The sequence below is a fragment of the Paenibacillus terrae HPL-003 genome (assembly GCF_000235585.1).
Taxonomy (GTDB): domain Bacteria; phylum Bacillota; class Bacilli; order Paenibacillales; family Paenibacillaceae; genus Paenibacillus; species Paenibacillus terrae_B.
Map to the genome: position 1 here is coordinate 2142180 of NC_016641.1, position 19977 is coordinate 2162156.

Annotated in this window: 20 protein-coding genes and 1 pseudogene; 12 read left to right on the plus strand and 9 right to left on the minus strand. The window is 47.1% G+C overall.

The window, feature by feature from the left end:
* The first annotated feature begins 340 nt into the window (after positions 1-340).
* Positions 341-493 (plus strand): hypothetical protein, encoded by a 153-nt coding sequence (locus tag HPL003_RS29170; protein ID WP_014279467.1) that lies wholly within the window; start codon positions 341-343, stop codon positions 491-493.
* A gap of 71 nt (positions 494-564) precedes the next feature.
* Here the strand turns inward: HPL003_RS29170 and HPL003_RS09820 are convergent, their stop codons facing one another.
* Both HPL003_RS09820 and HPL003_RS09825 read right to left on the minus strand, forming a co-directional pair.
* Positions 565-1941 carry a tetratricopeptide repeat protein gene (locus HPL003_RS09820; protein ID WP_014279468.1) on the minus strand — a complete coding sequence of 459 codons (1377 nt, stop codon included), beginning with the start codon at positions 1939-1941 and terminating at the stop codon, positions 565-567.
* Positions 1942-2079: 138 nt separating this feature from the next.
* Positions 2080-3843: an alpha-glycosidase gene (locus tag HPL003_RS09825; RefSeq protein ID WP_014279469.1), complete on the minus strand. Its 1764-nt coding sequence runs from the start codon at positions 3841-3843 to the stop codon at positions 2080-2082.
* A gap of 150 nt (positions 3844-3993) precedes the next feature.
* On the opposite strand from HPL003_RS09825, the gene HPL003_RS09830 reads away from it, so the two are divergent.
* From HPL003_RS09830 to HPL003_RS30455, 6 genes are all read left to right on the plus strand, one after another.
* Positions 3994-4668, plus strand: coding sequence for a response regulator transcription factor (locus HPL003_RS09830; protein ID WP_014279470.1), 675 nt, complete (start codon positions 3994-3996; stop codon positions 4666-4668).
* Complete coding sequence (locus tag HPL003_RS09835) at positions 4668-6059, plus strand: sensor histidine kinase (RefSeq protein WP_014279471.1); 1392 nt, start codon at positions 4668-4670, stop codon at positions 6057-6059. Before HPL003_RS09830 ends, HPL003_RS09835 begins: the two co-directional genes overlap by 1 nt.
* 59 nt (positions 6060-6118) lie before the next feature.
* Positions 6119-7036 carry an ABC transporter ATP-binding protein gene (locus HPL003_RS09840; RefSeq protein ID WP_014279472.1) on the plus strand — a complete coding sequence of 306 codons (918 nt, stop codon included), beginning with the start codon at positions 6119-6121 and terminating at the stop codon, positions 7034-7036.
* A complete protein-coding gene (locus HPL003_RS09845; protein ID WP_014279473.1) occupies positions 7033-7749 on the plus strand; it encodes an ABC transporter permease in 717 nt (238 codons plus the stop codon). The genes HPL003_RS09840 and HPL003_RS09845 overlap by 4 nt, the downstream gene beginning before the upstream one ends.
* Complete coding sequence (locus tag HPL003_RS09850; protein WP_014279474.1) at positions 7749-8477, plus strand: ABC transporter permease; 729 nt, start codon at positions 7749-7751, stop codon at positions 8475-8477. The genes HPL003_RS09845 and HPL003_RS09850 overlap by 1 nt, the downstream gene beginning before the upstream one ends.
* Before the next feature lie 512 nt (positions 8478-8989).
* Positions 8990-9157 carry a GHKL domain-containing protein gene (locus tag HPL003_RS30455; RefSeq protein WP_158308733.1) on the plus strand — a complete coding sequence of 56 codons (168 nt, stop codon included), beginning with the start codon at positions 8990-8992 and terminating at the stop codon, positions 9155-9157.
* A 94-nt stretch (positions 9158-9251) separates the two neighbouring features.
* Here the strand turns inward: HPL003_RS30455 and HPL003_RS09860 are convergent, their stop codons facing one another.
* The gene (locus HPL003_RS09860) at positions 9252-10208 is read right to left on the minus strand and encodes an L-lactate dehydrogenase (protein WP_014279476.1); all 957 of its coding nucleotides are present in this window, start codon (positions 10206-10208) and stop codon (positions 9252-9254) included.
* Positions 10209-10787: 579 nt separating this feature from the next.
* On the opposite strand from HPL003_RS09860, the gene HPL003_RS09865 reads away from it, so the two are divergent.
* The 3 genes from HPL003_RS09865 to HPL003_RS29680 all read left to right on the plus strand — a co-directional run bounded on the left by HPL003_RS09865 (position 10788) and on the right by HPL003_RS29680 (position 12779).
* Entirely contained in the window at positions 10788-11645 is an 858-nt protein-coding gene (locus tag HPL003_RS09865; protein WP_014279477.1) for a MerR family transcriptional regulator, read from the plus strand.
* 68 nt (positions 11646-11713) lie between these two features.
* Positions 11714-12529, plus strand: coding sequence for a serine/threonine protein kinase (locus HPL003_RS09870; protein ID WP_014279478.1), 816 nt, complete (start codon positions 11714-11716; stop codon positions 12527-12529).
* A 151-nt stretch (positions 12530-12680) separates the two neighbouring features.
* Entirely contained in the window at positions 12681-12779 is a 99-nt protein-coding gene (locus HPL003_RS29680) for a YjcZ family sporulation protein (RefSeq protein ID WP_412177974.1), read from the plus strand.
* A 169-nt stretch (positions 12780-12948) separates the two neighbouring features.
* Here the strand turns inward: HPL003_RS29680 and HPL003_RS09875 are convergent, their stop codons facing one another.
* From HPL003_RS09875 to HPL003_RS09885, 4 genes and pseudogenes are all read right to left on the minus strand, one after another.
* Positions 12949-13131 carry a hypothetical protein gene (locus HPL003_RS09875; protein ID WP_014279480.1) on the minus strand — a complete coding sequence of 61 codons (183 nt, stop codon included), beginning with the start codon at positions 13129-13131 and terminating at the stop codon, positions 12949-12951.
* Positions 13132-13237: 106 nt separating this feature from the next.
* Complete coding sequence (gene gntK / locus HPL003_RS09880) at positions 13238-14791, minus strand: gluconokinase (protein WP_014279481.1); 1554 nt, start codon at positions 14789-14791, stop codon at positions 13238-13240.
* 41 nt (positions 14792-14832) lie between these two features.
* Positions 14833-15019: pseudogene (locus HPL003_RS27455) on the minus strand (GntT/GntP/DsdX family permease); the annotation flags it as partial.
* 123 nt (positions 15020-15142) lie between these two features.
* Positions 15143-15838, minus strand: coding sequence for a GntR family transcriptional regulator (locus tag HPL003_RS09885; RefSeq protein ID WP_014279483.1), 696 nt, complete (start codon positions 15836-15838; stop codon positions 15143-15145).
* Positions 15839-16043: 205 nt separating this feature from the next.
* Here HPL003_RS09885 and map point away from each other — a divergent pair, with 205 nt between their 5' ends.
* Positions 16044-16790 carry a type I methionyl aminopeptidase gene (map, locus tag HPL003_RS09890; protein WP_014279484.1) on the plus strand — a complete coding sequence of 249 codons (747 nt, stop codon included), beginning with the start codon at positions 16044-16046 and terminating at the stop codon, positions 16788-16790.
* Positions 16791-16906: 116 nt separating this feature from the next.
* Here map and HPL003_RS09895 read toward each other — a convergent pair whose 3' ends face one another.
* Complete coding sequence (locus HPL003_RS09895; protein ID WP_014279485.1) at positions 16907-17662, minus strand: hypothetical protein; 756 nt, start codon at positions 17660-17662, stop codon at positions 16907-16909.
* Positions 17663-17709: 47 nt separating this feature from the next.
* The gene (locus tag HPL003_RS09900) at positions 17710-18159 is read right to left on the minus strand and encodes an AbrB/MazE/SpoVT family DNA-binding domain-containing protein (protein WP_014279486.1); all 450 of its coding nucleotides are present in this window, start codon (positions 18157-18159) and stop codon (positions 17710-17712) included.
* Between the two features lie 263 nt (positions 18160-18422).
* On the opposite strand from HPL003_RS09900, the gene HPL003_RS09905 reads away from it, so the two are divergent.
* On the plus strand, positions 18423-19817 hold the full coding sequence (locus HPL003_RS09905) for a helix-turn-helix domain-containing protein (protein ID WP_014279487.1): 1395 nt from the start codon (positions 18423-18425) through the stop codon (positions 19815-19817).
* Positions 19818-19977: the final 160 nt, after the last annotated feature.

Here is a 19977-nt window from a genome sequence, read left to right on the forward strand (position 1 = left end):
CTTTATGGATTCTATTTTATAGAAAATAATTCCATGGATATAGACGAACAATTTGTAAATAAGTTTCTTTATACTGTACATTAACCTGCAACCGGGATGAGGAATTCGATTTCGTGTTTATACTGCAAGGTCAAGCGCCAGGCAGGTATTCTCCAACCCACAGCCTCTTTTCTCTATGATCTGCTATCCGCCGATACAACTTCCCATACTCTAGCATATTCATATAACATATCTCTTCACAGTTGAGATCGACTCAAGGGGTGGTTTATATCCTGTAGTAAACAAAGGAATCGCAATTGAGAGATTAAAAGAAAATCACGTATTTAAGGAGGTAATTGCTTTGGGAAGAAAGAGAAGAAGCGGCTTTAAAAATAAAAAAATTTCGGTAGACGTCAGACAATCTTCTTCAGCTCAGTCTGGACAAGGTGGCAACCCCATTTCTATCAATGCTTCTGATGTCGGGGTAGTAAGAACAGATATTCAGAATAAGTAATCCGATAAAAAAACTATGCAAACAACGCGCACCGATACACAATCGGCGCGCGTTGTTTGAGTTTAGCCTATTCAGTCATCATCTCCCTGATAAGCCACGTCCATTAATCTCTTATACTCTGCATCAGTTTCACGGGACGCAAATAATCGAGAATGCTCATAAAGCCCAATATATTTAATGATACAGGATGTATTATCGACCTCAAAGGCTTTTTCCAAACCGTCGATTAGATATTGAAAACCAATGTCAAATGCCCCTCTGCTTAAATAATAGTGAGCCAGCTCATGCAGAAAAAGAATATATAAATCTGGCGTGATCTTGTACGTATACGTAACAATAGCTTTTTCCCGTGCAATAAAGGCTGCAATGTCTGTTTCAAACTTTTTAAGAAAATAATCTATCTTGATATCCTGTTGATTAGCGGCTCTAACGATTTTAAACAATCCTGGCATCAGCTCGGTTTGTGAAGCTTCAATGCATTTAACATAATCCAAAATTGCGCTTACATCTCCGGTTAACATTTTATATAAAAATAGACTGGATCGTGCCCATCCTTTACATTTATTCAGCCAGTATTGTGTTTCCTCATCGGTCTCCTTCACCCAGCTTAGATCAGTATATGCGTAAGTATATTGTAGTGCTTGCTTGTAGTTTCCTTGGGCCTCACAAATGTTCGCACGAAGATAGTTAGAATAGGCCATATAAAAGAACATTGGTCTTTGTGTACTTTTGAGTGGTTCCTGATTAACTTTATTGGGTTGGTGCATAAGAAGGTATTGAATATTAGCCTCATCGTCCATATCCTTAGCCAAGTCTTTGGCTAAATCCCATAATTTACTTTGCATATATACATTCGCCAGTTCTCTTAATGCGTCGAGTCGGTCTATGTCGTCGAGCTGATCCAAAAGGGTAAAAACCCGGTTAGCAGCCTCCACGTTTTGTTCTTTATCGGGCCCCAGCCCAAGAATAAACAAGCGATACTGGCACAAGGCAAGTCGTTCTGAACGCTGGCCGCCCTCTCTTTTGACGATATTTTTGTAGAGAAGGGCTGCGGCGGCATGTTTGCCATGTATGAAAAAATCCTCAGCTACTTCGAACAACAGAGGAGCGTAAGTCGTGTTATCCAACCATAAATAGCTGGTCTGCTGAATGAAATCCAGCTTGTTCAGTTCTTCACATCGGTATAAAAAAGGTTTAATATTACGCCAATCGGGTACAGCTTCGACCAAATATTCCTCGATGTAATGCCCATAAAAATGGCCTGGATTCAGTCGCATACCGTGTGTAACCCGATCCAGCTGCTCTACCGAGAATGGCATTTTTTTGCCCAAAATAGCATGGACTGTCTCCGCTTCTATACCCGCCATTTGGCTAAATTGGGTTATGCTAAGGTCTTCTCGTGTCATGAATTGCCCCAGTTCTGTGCGTATCGTGGCTGTATGTTCCAAATAGACCACCCCTTTCACAATCTGGTTGCTAAATTAGCGTTTATCTGAAAATATTATATCACCATTTTGGGAATGTTTGCATGTAGAAAGGGGCAGCCTCAAGGGATGAGACTACTCCACTTATTAAAAGGAGAGCGTCTATTCCACCCGCGCCCTAGGCGTTGCCTTCAGCACGGCGTAGCCGTAGGCTGGAAGCTCAGCGCGGAAGCCCTTCGCTCCTGCGGACCACTGGCTTTCGCCAAAAGCCAATTCCCAATCCTGCTCGGGAATGTCCAGCTCAAACACGTGGCTCTTACCGGAACGGTTAAACAGCACGAGCAGCATCTCTTCCTCGCTGCGGCGCTCATAGGCAAGGGATGCGCCTTCCGGCTCTGCCTCCAGGAAAGTGAGGCTTCCCGCAGCACGCAGCGCCGAGTGCTCCTTACGCAGCGCAATCAGCTCGCGGTAAAAGTCGAACAGCTCGCGGTCCTGCTTGTCAGGGTCCCACTCCATGCACTTGCGGCAGCCTGGGTCGGCATCTCCATCCAGACCGATTTCATCACCATAATAAATGCAGGGCGCGCCCATGTACGTGAATTGGAACAGAGCGGCCAGCCGCATCAGCCGCTTGTCATCGCCACACAGCGTCAGAAGGCGCGGTGTGTCGTGGCTATCCAGCAGATTGAAGGCCACTTCAGAGGCCTGCTGCGGATAGCGGGCCAGCTGCCGTCCGATAGCAAAAGCGAAGCTTTGGGCATCGGACTCTTTTTTGACGAAAAAATCATTCACCGCATAAGTGAACGGATAATTCATCGTCGCATCGAACTGGTCACCCTGTAGCCATTCAGAGGATTCATTCCACATTTCACCCAGAATGTACGCATCCGGGTTGGCCTGCTTGACCGTGGTGCGGAACTCCCGCCAAAAGGCGTGGTCCACCTCGTCTGCCACATCCAGCCGCCACCCGTCGATGCCAATCTCATCGATCCAATATTTTGCCACCTTCAGCAGGTACTTCTTCACCTCAGGATGCTCGGTATTCAGCTTGGGCATCATTGGCTCCAGCCCGAAGGTATCGTAGGTTGGTGTATCATCCACCACTTCCAGCGGGAAGCTATGTACGTGGAACCAGTCCTTGTAAAGCGAGGCTTCGCCTTTTTCCAGCACGTCCACGAACGGCTTAAAGGTACGTCCCGAATGGTTGAACACTGCATCGAACAGTACCCGGATTCCCCGATCGTGGCAGGCGGCCACCAGTTTTTTTAACGTCTCCTTGTCCCCAAAATGCGGGTCCACCTCCATATAATCCTCGGTATCGTATTTATGATTGGTCGTCGCCTTGAAGACAGGCGTCATATACAGGGCGTTAATCCCCAGCTCGTTTAGGTGGTCCAGATGATCTATGATTCCCTGGAGATCGCCGCCAAAAAAATTGTCGGTTCGCGGCGTGTCACCCCATGTCTCGGCACCTTCCGGGCTAATAGAGGGGTCACCGTTCGCAAAGCGTTCCGGGAAAATCTGATAAAAAACCGCATCCTTCACCCATGCAGGTGGTTTGAGAATATCAATTGGATTCAAAAACGGGTATTGGAACAGGCCATCTGCATTTTGAGGTTCTTGGGTGGTAAAGTCGTTCTCGTTCATCCATAATTGTTCTTCTTCGTCTTCCAGCAAAAATCCATATTTCAGCCGGCGATGAGTGGGCTTTACAGTACATTGATAGTAATCAAATCTGCCGTCGGTGGCGAATTTGGACATCGGAATGAGCTGTCGGGTACGATCCCAGTCGTATTTGTCCCCGGTGAGAGCGTGCACAGCGGTTAGGTCATTTTTCTTCGCACGAAGCCGTAAATATAGGGTTGCATCATCATAACCAAAAGCCCAATTACGCTTCGGATGGTGGTATATCGCTTCCAGCAGCATATGGCATTCCTCCTTTTTGTGAACAGTAGAATTTGAAATCATATAGCATATGTCGTATAAGGTAGTTATTAACCTTTTTACGCGAGTTATGTATCATAAATGCTATAATGCCCATTACATAAAAGAAAAACGATAAGTAGGTGTGCGTCAATGAAAACAAATGTGTTATATATCGAGGACGATCTGGATATCGGCGCTTGGATGCATCAGTACTTGGAAGAGCGGAATTACGCTGTGGTGTGGCTACGCAGCGGGGATGGAGCTGTGGAAGCATCCCATACATGCCAGCTTGTGATTCTGGATGTGATGCTACCCGGTCTGGATGGATTTACGATTGGAAAACGGCTCAAGAAGGAGCGGCCGGAGCTCCCGATTCTTATGCTGTCAGCCCGAGCCTCCATTGATGATAAGCTGCAAGGGCTGGATTTTGCCGACGATTATGTGACGAAGCCCTTTCATCCGGACGAGCTGATTGCACGTATGGAGGTTTTACTGCGTCGATCAGGTACGGTGCCCGAGGAATCCTTGCAGTTGGGGCATCTGACAGTGTACCCTCCCGATAACCGTATTGTGAACCGTGATACCGGGGAAGAAATTACGCTGACAGGCAAGCAATATCATATTTTCGCTTATTTGCTACGGCATTTGGGCCAGATTATGACGAAGGAGCAAATGTATGAAGCCGTGTGGGGGGATCCATATATCGACGGGGACAAAACCTTAATGGTTCACATCCGGCATCTGCGTGAAAAGCTAGAGGCTGATCCTGCCACTCCCCACATCATTGAGACGATCCGTGGTGTAGGCTATCGGGTGAAGGCATAATGAACGGACTGCGCAATGGAACACGTTTCCGAAATTCACTGTTGTTCCGCTATCTGATTATTCTTGTGGTTGCCATGATGCTATTGCCGATTATGCTGCCTGCTATGTTAATTGTAAGTAGTGTCTTGTCTGCTTGGGTTACGGATATGAAGCCTGCTAATTCACATTATCTCTCCAGTTCCCGGACCGAGGATAGCTGGCATCGTGAGGCCATAGCCTTAAAAGGAGCCACCCCGGAGCAAATTTCAATCCATTTACGCAAAATACAGGGAGATACTTTTCCTGATTCACAGATATTTTGGGTGGATTCAGCGGGGAAAACAAGGCTGGAGCTACCCACACAACCTGACGTTCCAAAGCAATGGGACGCGACGCAGGCTGTTGTATTTATGAAAAAAGCCATGAATTCAGACTTATTTACCGTGGTTTCATTTATTGGCGGTGGTCAGAAGAACACCAATCAGGGCTATATGGTATTAAAAATTCCTCGCTCGTTCTTTGATCAGCAGCGTACGGACAATAGCATGATGCTGTACTACCTCTTTTTTATTTTACTGATACTTGCAGCTTTTATATTCGTATCTCTCCTGTTTTTTGGAGGCATTCGGCGCAGACTGGTGCGGCTTCAGGTAGCTATGTCGCAACGGGGAGAGGATGGGTTGCCCATTCTTGTCAGCACCGGACGGCCGGATGAAATCGGCAAGCTGGAGGAAGCGTTCAATCAGATGGTCGAGCAACTGGCTGAGAGCCGGGGACGTGAGCGCCAAGAGGAAGAACTGCGAAAAAGGCTGGTCGCTGATCTGTCACACGATATTCGGACGCCGCTTACGGTCGTGCGCAGCCACCTGTACACATTGGACGACGAAAGCCTGAGTGACAGGGGAAAACGGTCTATTTCATTGATGGAAAACAAGCTAAAAGACCTCGGAAGTCTGATCGACAACCTGCTCGCCTATAATCTTCTTTCCAGCGGAAAGTACACATTGAATAACGAACCGCGTGATATCCTGCGGCTGGTACGGGAGTGTGCGGCCAACTGGTATCCGGTTTGGGAGAAGGAAGGCTTTGAAGTGGATATCGACTTGCCTGAGCATAGTATCGTGTGGAAGGTCGATGAGCAGGGTTTCCGCCGTTTACTGGACAATCTCTTTCAAAATGTAGTTCGCCACGCCGCCTCAGGCCGATATATCGGTATCCATGTAGAGGAACATAACGGGAAAGAGGCATTAGTCATTACGGATAAAGGACCGGGAATGGAGCAGCAATCCAATGAGAAAGGGGCCGGGATTGGCTTGGCGATTACTGAATTGTTGGCTCGTGAAATGGATCTGGAGAGGGATATTGTCAGTTCATCCGCCGGGACACAAATCCGTTTTTTAAACAAAACTTAAACTAAAAGTTCCCTTGGCCTTAAACTTGGCACGTTACGATGGGTGTCGAGGTGAGGAACTTGAACGAATACATTATTGAAACAAACGGTCTCAGCAAAATATACAAAGGTCGCCCTGCGGTCAACCAGTTGGATCTGAAAATAGGGCGGGAAGATATTTACGGCTTTCTCGGCCCGAATGGAGCGGGGAAAACGACAACCATCCGCATGCTGCTCGGATTAATTCGCCCGACTCGAGGAACGATCCGCATATTCGGTAAGGATATCCGCAGACATAAGCTGGATATTTTGCGTAAAGTCGGCTCGTTGGTAGAATACCCTTCGTATTACGGTCATTTGAACGCAGTGGAAAATCTGGAGGCCATTCGTCGCATTTTAAATGTGCCCAAGGAGAACATTGCGGAAGTGCTAGAAGTCGTTCGACTGACCAAGCATGCCAAACGACCAGTCAAGGGCTACTCGCTGGGTATGAAGCAACGGCTTGGTATCGCCGCCGCCCTGCTAGGCAATCCGGAATTGCTTATTTTGGATGAGCCTACCAATGGTTTGGACCCGGAGGGCATTCAGGAAATGCGCGCATTGATTCAGGCGATGCCCAAGGAACGAGGAATCACCGTGCTGGTATCCAGCCATCTGCTGAGCGAAGTCGAGCATATGGCGAATACGGTGGGAATTATTCGCGAAGGAGAACTGGTCTTCCAGAATACGATTCACAATCTCCGTCAGGAATCCGCAGGGGGGATTCGGATTGTGACGTCAGACCCGGAAACAGCCCAGCTCATTGCACGTGAGCAGGGTTATCATTCGGTGAGGGACGGGGCTGCTCTGGATTTTGAAAACATGAACGATGCGGCTGTAGCGCTGCTGGTCAGAAGGTTGGTCGAAAATACGCATGCTATATACCGGGTAGAGGAACGCCGCAAATCCCTGGAGGATATGTTCATGCAGGTCGTCGGCAAAGGAGGGACTTCCCTATGATGCTGCGAGCGCTGACTGCGGATCTGCTCAAAGCGCGCAGAAAGGGTATCTGGTTTCTGGTGTTCCTCGGACCACTAGGACTGGTGGCGATGCAGGCGCTGAATTTTGGGCTTCGTTATGATTATCTGATTCCGCGCAGCAAGGGTCATCTGTGGGAAGCCTTGATGAATAACATCGCTATATTTGTGCCCCTTGCGCTGGTGTTAGGGGCCACAATGGTCGCTTCCATGCTGGCGAATGTGGAGCATTCGTCCAACTCCTGGAAACAGTTGCTGGCCTTGCCGATTTCCAGATTCAGCGTCTATATGGCCAAGCTGACGCTGGCTATCGGGATGCTGTGTGTATCCTGCCTGCTTCTTACCGTTGGAACGTGGGGACTGGGAATGATACTTGGCTTCGGGAATCAGCCTGCTCCAATAGGAGAATTGCTGCGGCTCGGGTTTTGGCCCTTGGGGGGAACACTGCCCATGCTCGTATTGCTGTTGTGGCTAACGGTCACGTTCCATAATCAGGCGCTACCTGTAACACTGGGCATTACGCTAGGCATCGGCAGCTTGTTTGCTTCGCAACTGTCTGAATGGTTTCCGCTGGCTTGGCCGCAATTCGCATGGGTTGCGCCTCAAGCGTGGATGTTTGCGTCCATCGGCTGCGGAACGGGTGCGCTTCTCAGTCTGCTGACGGCGGCTCATTTTAGCAGAAAGGATGTGGCGTAATGCTCGGAGGATATGTACGACTCCTTTCTGTCGAACGTTTGAAAATAGCCAAGTCGCCCGTCTGGTTGCTTGCGCTCGTCAGCCCGGCGATTGCCTTTCTGATCGGGCTGCTTGCAAATCCCGGAGGGAATTGGCTGGTGCTACTCTCTAGCATGCTCACAGTGCATGCGCTGCTGTTCCTGCCGATGCTGACCGCCGTATTTGCATCCATGGTCTGCCGATTCGAGCATGGGGGCGGCGGTTGGAAGCAACTGCTGTCGTTGCCGTTGTCCCGCACCAGTCTCTACGCAGCCAAGCTGACGATGATTATGGCTTTGGTGGGGCTGACTCAGCTATTGTTCGGGGGAGCGCTGTTGGGTGTCGGAGCTATGCAGGACATGAACGGGCCGATCCCTTGGGCAATCATTGCCCAAAGTCTGCTCGCAGGCTGGGTAGCTTGTCTGCCGCTGGCTGCGTTACAGCTGATGGTGTCTTTCCTGTGGTCCAGCTTTGCCGCGCCGCTTGCCTTGAACTTTGTTTTCACAGTGCCCAATATTCTGGTCGCCAACTCACAGACCTACGGCCCGTACTATCCGTGGGTACAGCCTGTGCTGGCGATGATGCCTGTCGGAAGAGACAGCTTTGGGGCTTTCATCGTACCAGCCGATACGCTGATTACGGTTGTCCTGGGTAGCTTTGTTGTGTTTGGGATTGCGGGTTTGACGGTATTTCGACGTAAAGAAATATAGGACGGAATACTCGGCTGTTGGTTATAGGTGGTACTCTTCTTTGTTATGTCGTGAACAAATGACCCTCTTATGGGTCATTTGTTTTAAAGTTATCATTCTTCCGGGGCATTATTTCAGCGCTGCTACAAGGAGATCATTCAACTTCTAGCTCGGGAAGTTATTCTAAATGCGCCATAGGTCATCAGGGCATAAATAATACCGTACATCGCCCACGAGTCCAAGTTGGATTTAATGGTAGCAATATTTGTTGTGATAAACAGAAGGGGAAGTAAAAGAGCAGCACCTAAAGCCAGTGTAACCCTCGAATGAAGTATGGCGCACATCATTCCAATTATAATGGCGATTAGAGGGCAGATGAGCAGAGTGGGGACAAGAGGGTTTAGTTGCTGAAAAACTAAATAAATCATAATTACACCTCGTTTTGAAGGAGTGTGGCAACTTCGTAGCTAATTTGTGCCAAAAAAACGAACCATCTATTATAGTACACGCTATTTATGAATGTTATTAACACGATGAAGGATTTCACATGTAGTTTTCGCACGAAGAAACAAGAGCCTGATTTTCATGGAAACGGGTTAGCTAATATCCGAAGGATTACGGAGAAATACGATGGAAATATACGTATTGAGGCTATTAACCACAGATTCAATATCATGGTCTCTCTACAGCTTTTAGGATGAAGATGGTGTATTGATAAATGGAATTTTTGGGAAGTATAAATCGCGCCGGATTGAAAAATACGATAATATATCTCAATCCGGCGTGTGACACATTTTAAACTAAGCCCAGCATGGCACGGATATTATCACTTATGAGGCGGCAGGAGGCGTCAAACTTTGCTTGCTCTTCCGGGCTTAGCTCCAGCTCGATGACCTCCTGAATTCCTTTGCTGCCGATGATCGCCGGAACGCCTGTGCAGACATCGGTATGTCCGTACTCGCCGTCTAATACGGCCGAAACAGCAATAATTTTACCGTCATCATTTAAAATGGAACGGGTAATGTACGCCAGCGCATTAGCAATGCCGAAATAAGTAGCCCCTTTGCGGGTGAAAATCTCCCAGCCTGCATCCTTCGTTTTGCGGGCAATATCATCCAGATCAACGTGGCTGAACCGCTCCTGATGCTGACGCAGGATGTGCAGGATGGGTTTGCCGCCAATGGTAACGTGCGACCATGCAACGAATTGGGAATCACCGTGCTCGCCAAGAGCATACCCCTGCACGCTGCGCGGATCTATGGAAAACACCTCGGAGAGCAGTGTCTTAAGCCGGGATGAGTCAATGGAGGTGCCCGTGCCGATCACCTTGTTGCGTGGCAGACCGGATATGCTTTGTACAAGATAGGTCACAATGTCGACAGGATTAGCCGCAATGACGAAAATGCCGTCAAAGCCGCTCTCCATAATCGCCGTTACAATTTCGCGCGTAATGATCACCGCATCATCCAGTACGGACAGACGATCTTGACCTGGTTTGGGGTTAGCCCCAGCCGTGATAATGACAACGTCCATATCCGTGCAATCTGCATATGTTCCTGCATGTACCTTGGTACGTGTGGACGTAAAATCCATACAATGGGACAGATCCAGTGCATGCGCCAAAGCTCGATCATACGTGCGGTCAATCATCATAATTTCGTCACAAATGGACTGATTGACCATTGAGTAGGCACAGCTCGAACCGACCATACCCGCGCCGACAATAGCTACTTTCCTTGCCTTCCCCTTCATTTATGTTTCCTCCTCGTTCCAGCGAACGTTAATATGCTATAAATTATGTCTAAAACCCATTTTACGTTACATAACATAACATATTGCTGAGCTTTTGGAAATATCCATCGTTTTGCCTTTATTCCGAAAAATATAAAAATAACTATGACCAGAGGCACGTGTAAAGGCTGAAATATAGAGAATACGCGGAATACGCAATGTTTTTGCAGGTATGGATTGCAGGGAGTGAGTAGCTCCCTTTTGGGGTGGCATCCGCATTGATTGTACTTTGCGCCGCGTTGATGATAGGAATGATGCCATGTGATTATGGGGAGTGTGACATTTATGTGACGTTTCTAAAAAAGACACTCTATTGAATGGGAAATAGGCGAGGTACCACGCACAATAGGAAGCTTTTAAGTCATGCTTAATGGTAATATGAAGTCGTTTCTTGCATTTTTATAAAATTTTCGCTTATGACAAAGGTTCCTAGCAGTCCGCAATATTAGAACATTTTTGCCAAAGGGTTTCCATTTGATTCCGCGAATTGTACGTATATAAGTTTATTTCTTTCCATACCATCCGGGGAGGTAATGATCAATGGAAGAAAGCAGATCGACGACGGAAGCGGCAAAGCAGTTGGGAATCGGGGCCAGTACCCTTCGTAAATATGCGGCAGCGCTGGAGGAGCAGGGCTATGTGTTCCCGCGTTCCGCCAATCAATCGAGATTGTTCAGTCCAGAGGATGTAGAGTGCTTGAAGGTGATGCGAGGGGCGTTGCGTGAGGAACATTTGACGATGGAGCAGGCGGTTCAGGTGGTGCTTGAGAGGGTAACCGCACCCTTCCAAATCGAGGATGCAGGCGTTCGCTTGCCACCCGTATCGGATGGTGAGTCGCTGGCTGCAACCTGGGAGGAAATTTTGGCTGCGACAGAGGGCAGAGAAGAGTCTGTAATGCAGGCGCAAGCCGCCGCTACTCTTGAATCGGCAGGATTAGAGGATGAAGTGAGCGTACAGGGGCAGTTAGTAGGCTTAACGCAGCTACAACCGCGGAAACAACAGACGCATACCTTGGCGCTAACGATTGAGCACAGGCTGGAGCAAACAAGGGAGAGGGAAAAGGAAGAACTGGAACAAACACCAGTGCAGATACAAACGCAGGAGCCTATAGAGTCCCAAGCACTGACGGAGATGCAGATTATGGTGCAGAGCGCTCTATTGGAGATGCAGAGTCGTTTGGAAGAGCTGGAAACAGAGCATAGCCGTTTGGTGGAAAAGAACATCAACCTTTCCAATCAGTTAGAGGACCAAAAGCGCTGGATGAAAGAACGGGTGGAAGAGGAACGGGATCGGCAGTTAATCACCAATTTGCGCACCTATCAGGGTAGACAGCGTAAGTCACGCGGTTCGCTGCTGTCCTGGCTCGGTTTGACACCACGCAGACGCAGAGAAGCATAGGCATGATAAGATAAGAGCAAGTTGCATATATAGCGTTGCTGCAGCGTGTATAGGAAAGGGATATCAGAATGTTTGCTTGGTTACGGAATATTTATGAAGCTTGGATAGATTACCCGAATCAGCCTGGCGATCTGCTGGGCGGACGTTATCATATTCTTTCGCTGCTGGGTATGGGGAGCTATGGTCTGACCTACCTTTGTCTGGACAAGCATAATGGGCAGGAGGTGGCGGTTAAGCTACCCAGACCGAGCAAGCGGGCGAAAGGTGTTCAACTGTTGCAGCGTGAGGCCGACATTATGCGACAAATGGAACATCCCCATATCCCGAAGCTGCTCGAAAGTGCTGAGCATCAGAATGGACTGTACTTGGTCATGGAATATATCTCCGGCATGACGCTGGAGGAGCTTATATTTGAACAGGGCCGTTCTTTTACGGAACGAGAATGCATCGTCTACACCTTGCAGCTAATGGAGCGGGTTCTGCATGTGCATGAACGAGGCTACATCCATCGGGATATCCGCATTCCCAATGTGATCCACCGCGAAGGGAAACCGTACCTGATCGACTTTGGCCTTGCACTGGCGATGGGAGAGCAGCAGGAGGATATATTTACCGGATCTATGCTGGAAAAACGCGCACCCGAACGGCAGGATATTGCCATCTACAGCGATTTATACGATGTCGGGCATTTGATGCTTTTTATGCTGTACAGCAGTTACGAGCCTCAGCCGGATCAACCGCCGGGAAGCTGGCAGGAAGAATTGAAGCTGAGTCCACCTGTGCGCCATCTGCTGGAGCGTCTTTTTCAGATTGGCCCAAGGTATGAACATAGTCGTCAGTTTATGCTGGAGCTGGAGAAGGCGTTGGTGCAGCAGGAGGGCTAGTCCATAAAGAACGTCCATAAAAATAGTCCATAAAATAACGGGCATTCGCCGCAAAAATGGGGGAATGCCCCCTTACGCATTTGACCAGATCTACATACAATGATCCTGTAAATGAGCGAAAGGAGTGTTGTAAATGAGTCATATGTATGGAATGGGCGGTATGGGGTACGGCGGAGCTTGGACCTCTGTAGGAGCGATTCTGGTTCTGTTTATTTTGCTGGTAATTATCTCCAAAACTCTATTTCTGTAATTTTGTTAATAGACGGTTTCCTGTAAAATGCACAGATGTTGCCCTGCATAACGCCGGGCATACAACAATAAAGCGAAGGCCCTAGAGGAGAAGGGTCTTCGCTTTATAGGGTTTGAAGGGGCAAATGGCTTCCTTCTTATGCTGGGTTTCATTCGTCGCAGCTCTTTACTTACGAGCTGGAGTAATGACGGCGTTTGTCCTTGTAATATTGGTGCCCGTTATGGCTGTTCTTGTATCCTGAATCGGATGAAGAACGACGTTTTCGTTCGTAATAACGGTCCGAGCTGCTGTATTTCCGCTTATGAGAATGAGAGGTGGAATGTAGCAGGCGGTGCATTAGTTTTTTGAGCATCGTCTAATCCTCCTTCTTATCCTGTCCGACTGATTTTTAGATCGTTAACTGACATAGACAGGTTCTTATGAAACGGTAATACGCAGCGGTGTTAGGACGGGTTCCACTAATTTAAAGGTTTTAAGGATTTGGCCTGAAACTCGGCAATATCCTTGAATTCCTCTTCAAATTTACGCGAAATACGGATATAGATCGGCAATAAATCACGGTAAATATCCACATGCTCGGCCACGGGCTTATGCTGGTGAGTGGTGCCGATCATACCAGATACAGCGTCCAGCGAATCAATCCGTCCCAGTGCGTACAAGCCCAAAATAGCTGCGCCAAGACAGGAGCTTTCCAGACTTTCCGGGATAATGACCTCCTGATCGAAAATATCCGCCATGAGCTGTCGCCACAGCTCCGAGCGTGCGAATCCGCCAGTGGCGTGAATGACCGAGGGTCTGTCGATGACCTCTTCCATGGCCAGCATAACCGTGTACAGGTTGAACAGCACACCCTCCAGAGCGGCGCGGATCATATGCTCTTTTTTGTGACGCAGGGACAAGCCGAAGAAGGAGCCGCGCGCATTCGGGTCCCACAGAGGCGCACGTTCGCCGGACAGATACGGGAGAAAGAGCAGGCCATCCGAGCCGGGGCGTACCTGTTCCGCGATTTGGGTCAGCACATGGTACGGATCAAGCCCTAATCGTTTGGCGGTTTCCACCTCGGAGGCTGCAAATTCATCGCGAATCCAGCGGAACACAATACCGCCATTGTTCACCGGGCCGCCGATCACCCACAGCTTTTCGGTCAATGCGTAGCAGAAAAAGCGTCCCTTGTCATCGGTCAACGGCTTATCGACCACGGTGCGGATGGCGCCGCTGGTACCAATCGTGACAGCGACAACCCCTGGTTTGATGGCATTCACACCCAGGTTGGACAAGACACCATCGCTGGCTCCGATGACAAAAGGAGTCGTCTCCAGCAAGCCCATATCATGTGCATAGGTCGCGTCCAGCCCCTTCAGGACATGAGTTGTCGGCACCAGCTCAGACAACTGTTCCTTTGTGACACCAGCAATACGTAGCGCTTCTTCGTCCCAATCCAACTGCTGCAAATTCATGAGACCCGTAGCGGATGCAATCGAATGATCCACGACATATTGCTGGAACAATCGGGCAAACACATATTCCTTGATAGAAATATATTTGTACGTCTGAGTCGCAATATCCGGCAACTCCCGTGTAATCCACATCAGCTTCGTCAGCGGCGACATGGGATGAACGGGTGTCCCGGTGCGCAAGTAAATGTCATGTCCATGGTATTCATGCTTGAGTGCTTCAGCCCATTTGGCGCTGCGGTTATCTGCCCATGTGATCGAGGCGGTCAGCGGCTTGCCGCTTTTGTCCACCGCCAGCACGCTGTGCATGGCCGAGCTGAAGGAGACGAACAGCACATGCTCGGCTGCTACTCCGCTTTGTTTTATGACCTCCTGCACCGTTGTCACGACGGCTTTGAAAATATCCTCCGGGTCCTGTTCCGCCGCATCCGGCTCAGGTGTATGTAGTGGATAGCCCACATGATGCTGGGCGGCTATATTGCCGTTTTCTTCGAAAAGCACCGCCTTGGTACTAGTCGTGCCGATATCGACTCCGATCATATATCGGGTGTCTGTCATATTTAATCTCCCCTTCATTTACCGTTATTAGCTTATTATCGTTAAATTAACACACTCAGCAGCATAATCAAACCGAAGGCGACCAGGGAGAGAATCGTTTCCATCGCGGTCCATGATTTGAGCGTCTGTGGAACTGTCATGTTGAAAAATTCTTTGATCATCCAAAAACCGGCGTCATTCACATGGCGAAAGGATCAGCGATCCCGCCCCTGTAGCAAGCACAACCATCGCCTCCTTATGCTTTAATGTGTAGTACGTGTATACTTGTCGACAATTTTAGTTAAAGAAGAGCTGCGCCAGCTTTGAATACATAAAGCGTGGTGTTTCGGCTCTCTTTATACATGTTACAGACTAGAACAAACTCTTGCGGTAGGGGGACAGAACGCTGTCGTTTACCGCGTTGCGGGTGTCCCGGTAATGATTCTCGATAAATTCGGACAACTCCTGAGCGCTTCCTTTATTTAAAGCGTTTGCAAAGGTGCGATGGTTGTGAATCGTGACTTGGGATTCTTCAATATTGGCCGCAAAGCGTTGTTCTGTGGCAGCCAGCATGACCGTCAGGATCAACTGCCTCATTCCGTTCCAGGTGTGGAGAATACGAGTATGGCCTGCTTCCAGAACCAGAGCCTCATGGAAAGTGAAGTCATGGAGAGAAAACTCAACGACGTCTCTGTGCTTGAGAGCGACTTCCATTTTGTCAATCATTCGGTTTAAAGTGGTCACTAATCCGGCATTATCTCTATGTACAAATCTTTGTACGACAAAATGCTCAATCAGCATACGCACATCGAACAGCTCCTCCATATCAGCGGGTGTCATCCCGATGACAATCGCGCCCATACGTTCCAAGCGAAGCAATCCTTCACCGGAGAGCACTTTCAACGCTTCACGAACAGGAGAACGGCTGGTGCCAAAATCGGCAGCAATCTGATTTTCAGATAATACCGTGCCGGGTGTCTGCATGCCACGGATAATCTGAAGTCGAAGCTCACAAGCAATCCTTTCACCAAGCGATGCACCCTGTAGCCAGACTGACGGATATTTCATAGGTATACTCCTTCTTGAAAATGTAGGTTGCCCCTTTCGAGCATACTGGTATACAAAGTTATTTAGTATTATATACCCAATTTAAAATCTCTGTAAACGGTGTCAATGTACATCGGTTCCATTTCAATGCTTTTAGCGTTACAATAGAAGCAGAAAAAAGCAGCAGTGAAAGTGGAACGAACACGGAAAAGAAGGAGACCGTTTAATGATTATTATTAAAACCAAAGAACAAATTGAAAATATGAAGAAAGCTGGCGATATTTTGGCTGCTTGCCACCGGGAAATCGCCAAAATGATCAAGCCGGGAATTACAACGCTGGAAATTGACGCCTTCGCGGAATCGTTTATGAAAAAGCATGGCGCAACGCCGGAACAAAAGGGCTATAACGGCTACCAGTTTGCGACTTGCGGATCGCCTAACGATGTCATTTGCCACGGCTTCCCGAACAAGACACCGTTGAAGGACGGGGATATTGTGACGATTGACATGGTTGTAAACCTGAACGGCTGGCTGGCGGATTCCGCCTGGTCGTATGCAGTGGGTAATGTTTCCGAGCAGGCGCAAAAGCTGCTGGATGTTACCAAGGAATCCCTGTACAGAGGGATTGAGCAGGCTGTAATCGGTAACCGGATCGGAGATATTTCCCATGCGATTCAAACGTATGCGGAAGCAGAAGGCTTCTCGGTTGTCCGCGAATTTATTGGTCACGGCATCGGGGAAGATATGCATGAACAACCGCAGGTGCCGCATTATGGACCACCGCATCGCGGACCGCGCTTGAAGGAAGGCATGGTCATTACGATTGAGCCGATGCTGAACACGGGCACCTACCGCAGCAAAGTGGATCCAGATGGATGGACGGCGCGTACTCTGGATGGCGGTTTGTCGGCGCAATACGAGCATACGCTGGCGATTACAGCGGAAGGCCCGATCATTTTGACCCAGCAATAAGAAGCAGACAGCAACCGGGGAACGTACAGATCACTGGACATATTACAGAAGAAGAGGCTGTCCGAGGACAGTCTAAAGGCCACCTGCTGATGCAAGTGGCCTTTTGCTGTTACCCGTTAACACCGTGATTGAAAGGAGTAATGGTTTTCGCTGTATAAATCCATTGTAACTGCTGTTTGCAAATAATCCAGAATATAATTTATGGCGATACCATACCGCTGCTGATTTATGTTATAGATAGCTAGTTGATTAAGTAATTTCACATAATACACACGATTTCCAAGGTCTTCAAAGCTGGAAAAAGTCTCTAGCTGATCGAGAATATAATACTCGTCTATATTCCATTCATTTATGTTTGCAGCCTCAAAAATTGTGATGAATCCGGGCAATGTTTCCTCGTCGTTTTCTTGTATAAACTCATGGTATTCCTTCAATAGTTCCTTATTGCCTGATAATAAGTCTACAGCGTATCCATTTGCCACTGCAAATCCTTTAAAACGTTCTATTTCTTGTATATCTTCGTCCGTAGTATTTTCGTACCATCCTAAGTCAGCATATTTAGCTATAAATTCTCTTGCACGATTAAAAAGACCTTGCTTCTGAAAAATGATAGATTTAGCCAGGTATCCGTATCCAAAATAAAATATAAGCGGGTGCTTTAGCATCTGATTTAGAGGAACAATGTCACCCCATTTTTGTCTACTGTTATAACTGCGTTCAGCCATACTTAAAATGTGATCAGCGACGCGATCCGCTTCTGCCCAATCATTTTGTCTATAATTTAGACGAAATAATTCAAAACCCTTATCCAAGGGATGTACGTGTTCAGATAACAAATAAATTTCTTCCTCTGTTTTAAAACAATTCCCCATCACTGACACCTCCATAAGTATAATCATGAAGAAAACGTCATCGCACGCTATAATAACTTTTTAAGCTGGGAAATACGGCCTTGTGATACGCCGAGCCTTTTTGCATGTTCACTCTGCTTGGCTGTCGGATGCTCGCGTATGAGTCTTCTCAGGCTTTCAACCAGTTCTTGTGTCGACCGATTTACTTTTTTTTCTTTGTACATAGGCTGCTTAACAACAGGGGCAGGAATGGGACTAACACCTACGTTTCCCTTCAGGTCGAGTATACATTGCTTACATAAAAGTAAGCTTTTGAAATAGGTTAAATCCTGAAATGAATTGCACAAATTACAGGAAACCCCGCTACTATACTTTCCTATGCCCATAAAACCTTTTTCAATGTCCATATAAAATTCTAAAGGCTCACCAATCTCAATCCCCATTGAGTTTCGGATTTCCATGGGAATAACAATCCGGCCTAACGTATCTAGGGGACGTGTCATACCTGTTCTCTTCAATTGATATCCTCCTTATCAGATTATAGAAACCCACTTAATTCTTTAAACTGTCACCTATCTTAAAATCTACCAAGAATCCATAAATCCCTTATAATTTCCGGATACATAATCCAATGTTATCCAAAAAGAGGTATTTATTGTTGTACCAATAGATGGTATATTGAAAACATACAAATATTTCATTATATTACGAGTTTTCCAATTCTTATTTTTGTTTAAATTTGCACACATTCCAAAGTTCACGCTGAAAGGGTGGTTTATTCATGGAAATAACACCTACGATTCGGGCAGAAATTGAAAGATATCTGAAACAGAAAGGCTTGAGTATGACCCAGTTTGGCCATATCACTAATTTGAATGTAGGTACAGTTAGCAGCATCATCACAGGCAATCGTTCTTTATCTGTTAATCAACTGGATCGCATTACGCTAGGCATGAATTTACCACTGGATTATTTTTATGAGCGGTTCGTTGAAGAATGCGTTGAAGAATCTCCACTTAACTGGCGGAGAGTAAAACCTTTCTTGTATCGTTGTGTTGATTTAGGGCGACTGGATTGCTTACAGCGTGCTGTAAGTATGTTTCTGGATAATCCGGTCTACACTCTTTCGCTCTTTGAACTAGCTGAGGATTTATTCCACAAAGGGTATCGGGAAGTAGCAGCTTACCTTTATGAAAACGTGGCTGTGAGTGAAAGAAAGCAGCATTCAGAACGGCTTGCAGTGTGCCAGTATCGGTTATTCAGCATCCGGATAGGGAAAGATCAGGCTCAAAATCTTCAAGCTGCTGCTAAGTTTGAGCCTTTTGTCGACCGTTTGGATGAATTTGACCAACTGGATGCCTTGAAGGACTTGGCCAACGTGTATAGATCATTGAGCTTGTGGGATAAGGTCTATAAATTTTCACGTCAAATGTATAAGTTAGGACAAGTACAGTACGATTTGGTTCATAACTCCAAGCGAGAAATAAAACCGGGAAAGAAACTTAGCAGACCTCTTTTTGTATACATAGCCTACGCTGAACTGTTGTACGCTAATGCTTGTGATGCGAATGGAGATCATGAACAGGCTTTAGAGCATATACGTGGTTATACTGATCTAAGCTGGGTTCAGGAAACTGATTCAGATACACTCCAGTGGTTAGGCAAATTTCAGCAATGGGCTAAAATTAATACCTACGTTAATAGGCTTATGTCAGGAGATATCAGTGTGCTGCCGGATTATGTGGAGTACATGGTTGGTGAAAAAGAAATCTTCGCCGAACTTCTAAATATCATTGAAGCAGCCAACCAATATGATGTGAATGTCGATCATATCCTTCAGCGCTTTGAACCCCAAATTTCAGCGTATCAAGAAGTATCCTCTTCGGATATGTATACGCAACAATTTTTACCACAGCAGTATATTCGTTTTTGGTACAAGATGGCTAAATACAGCCTAAATAAAGGTAGATATCCATATGGTTTCAATTGTTTAATAAACGCTTTTGAAAAAGCTGTTACAATTAATCATGGACTACTTATTGCCAATTGTGTTGGGCTATTTCTCCACTTCAAAACACATGCGGCTCCTGAAACACAAACTCAGTTCCAATTCATGTATGAGGAGGTGTGGGCAAGAAATGATCAAAAAGATGGCTTTAATCTTAGTGACAGTTAGCTTACTGGTATTCGTGGTACCAGTTCAGCATCCGACTTCTGGCATGATAAAACTGCAAGACCACATTGGTGGAGCATGATTTAAAGTCACAAACTTAATCCTATTGACCAGCTTTATGCTGGTCTTTTTTATTTCAGTTTGCGACTTTTTTTGGCTAAAA

What these genes read in the sequence shown, in the direction of transcription:
- HPL003_RS09835 (WP_014279471.1), top strand. Translation starts at nt 4,668, where the DNA reads ATGAACGGACTGCGCAATGGAACACGTTTCCGAAATTCACTGTTGTTC.
- HPL003_RS09860 (WP_014279476.1), bottom strand. Translation starts at nt 10,208, where the DNA reads ATGAAGGGGAAGGCAAGGAAAGTAGCTATTGTCGGCGCGGGTATGGTC.
- HPL003_RS09905 (WP_014279487.1), top strand. Translation starts at nt 18,423, where the DNA reads ATGGAAATAACACCTACGATTCGGGCAGAAATTGAAAGATATCTGAAA.
- HPL003_RS09895 (WP_014279485.1), bottom strand. Translation starts at nt 17,662, where the DNA reads ATGGGGAATTGTTTTAAAACAGAGGAAGAAATTTATTTGTTATCTGAA.
- HPL003_RS09870 (WP_014279478.1), top strand. Translation starts at nt 11,714, where the DNA reads ATGTTTGCTTGGTTACGGAATATTTATGAAGCTTGGATAGATTACCCG.
- HPL003_RS30455 (WP_158308733.1), top strand. Translation starts at nt 8,990, where the DNA reads ATGAAGGATTTCACATGTAGTTTTCGCACGAAGAAACAAGAGCCTGAT.
- HPL003_RS09875 (WP_014279480.1), bottom strand. Translation starts at nt 13,131, where the DNA reads ATGCTCAAAAAACTAATGCACCGCCTGCTACATTCCACCTCTCATTCT.
- HPL003_RS09885 (WP_014279483.1), bottom strand. Translation starts at nt 15,838, where the DNA reads ATGAAATATCCGTCAGTCTGGCTACAGGGTGCATCGCTTGGTGAAAGG.
- HPL003_RS09850 (WP_014279474.1), top strand. Translation starts at nt 7,749, where the DNA reads ATGCTCGGAGGATATGTACGACTCCTTTCTGTCGAACGTTTGAAAATA.
- HPL003_RS09825 (WP_014279469.1), bottom strand. Translation starts at nt 3,843, where the DNA reads ATGCTGCTGGAAGCGATATACCACCATCCGAAGCGTAATTGGGCTTTT.
- HPL003_RS09830 (WP_014279470.1), top strand. Translation starts at nt 3,994, where the DNA reads ATGAAAACAAATGTGTTATATATCGAGGACGATCTGGATATCGGCGCT.
- map (WP_014279484.1), top strand. Translation starts at nt 16,044, where the DNA reads ATGATTATTATTAAAACCAAAGAACAAATTGAAAATATGAAGAAAGCT.
- gntK (WP_014279481.1), bottom strand. Translation starts at nt 14,791, where the DNA reads ATGACAGACACCCGATATATGATCGGAGTCGATATCGGCACGACTAGT.
- HPL003_RS09865 (WP_014279477.1), top strand. Translation starts at nt 10,788, where the DNA reads ATGGAAGAAAGCAGATCGACGACGGAAGCGGCAAAGCAGTTGGGAATC.
- HPL003_RS09845 (WP_014279473.1), top strand. Translation starts at nt 7,033, where the DNA reads ATGATGCTGCGAGCGCTGACTGCGGATCTGCTCAAAGCGCGCAGAAAG.
- HPL003_RS29680 (WP_412177974.1), top strand. Translation starts at nt 12,681, where the DNA reads ATGGGCGGTATGGGGTACGGCGGAGCTTGGACCTCTGTAGGAGCGATT.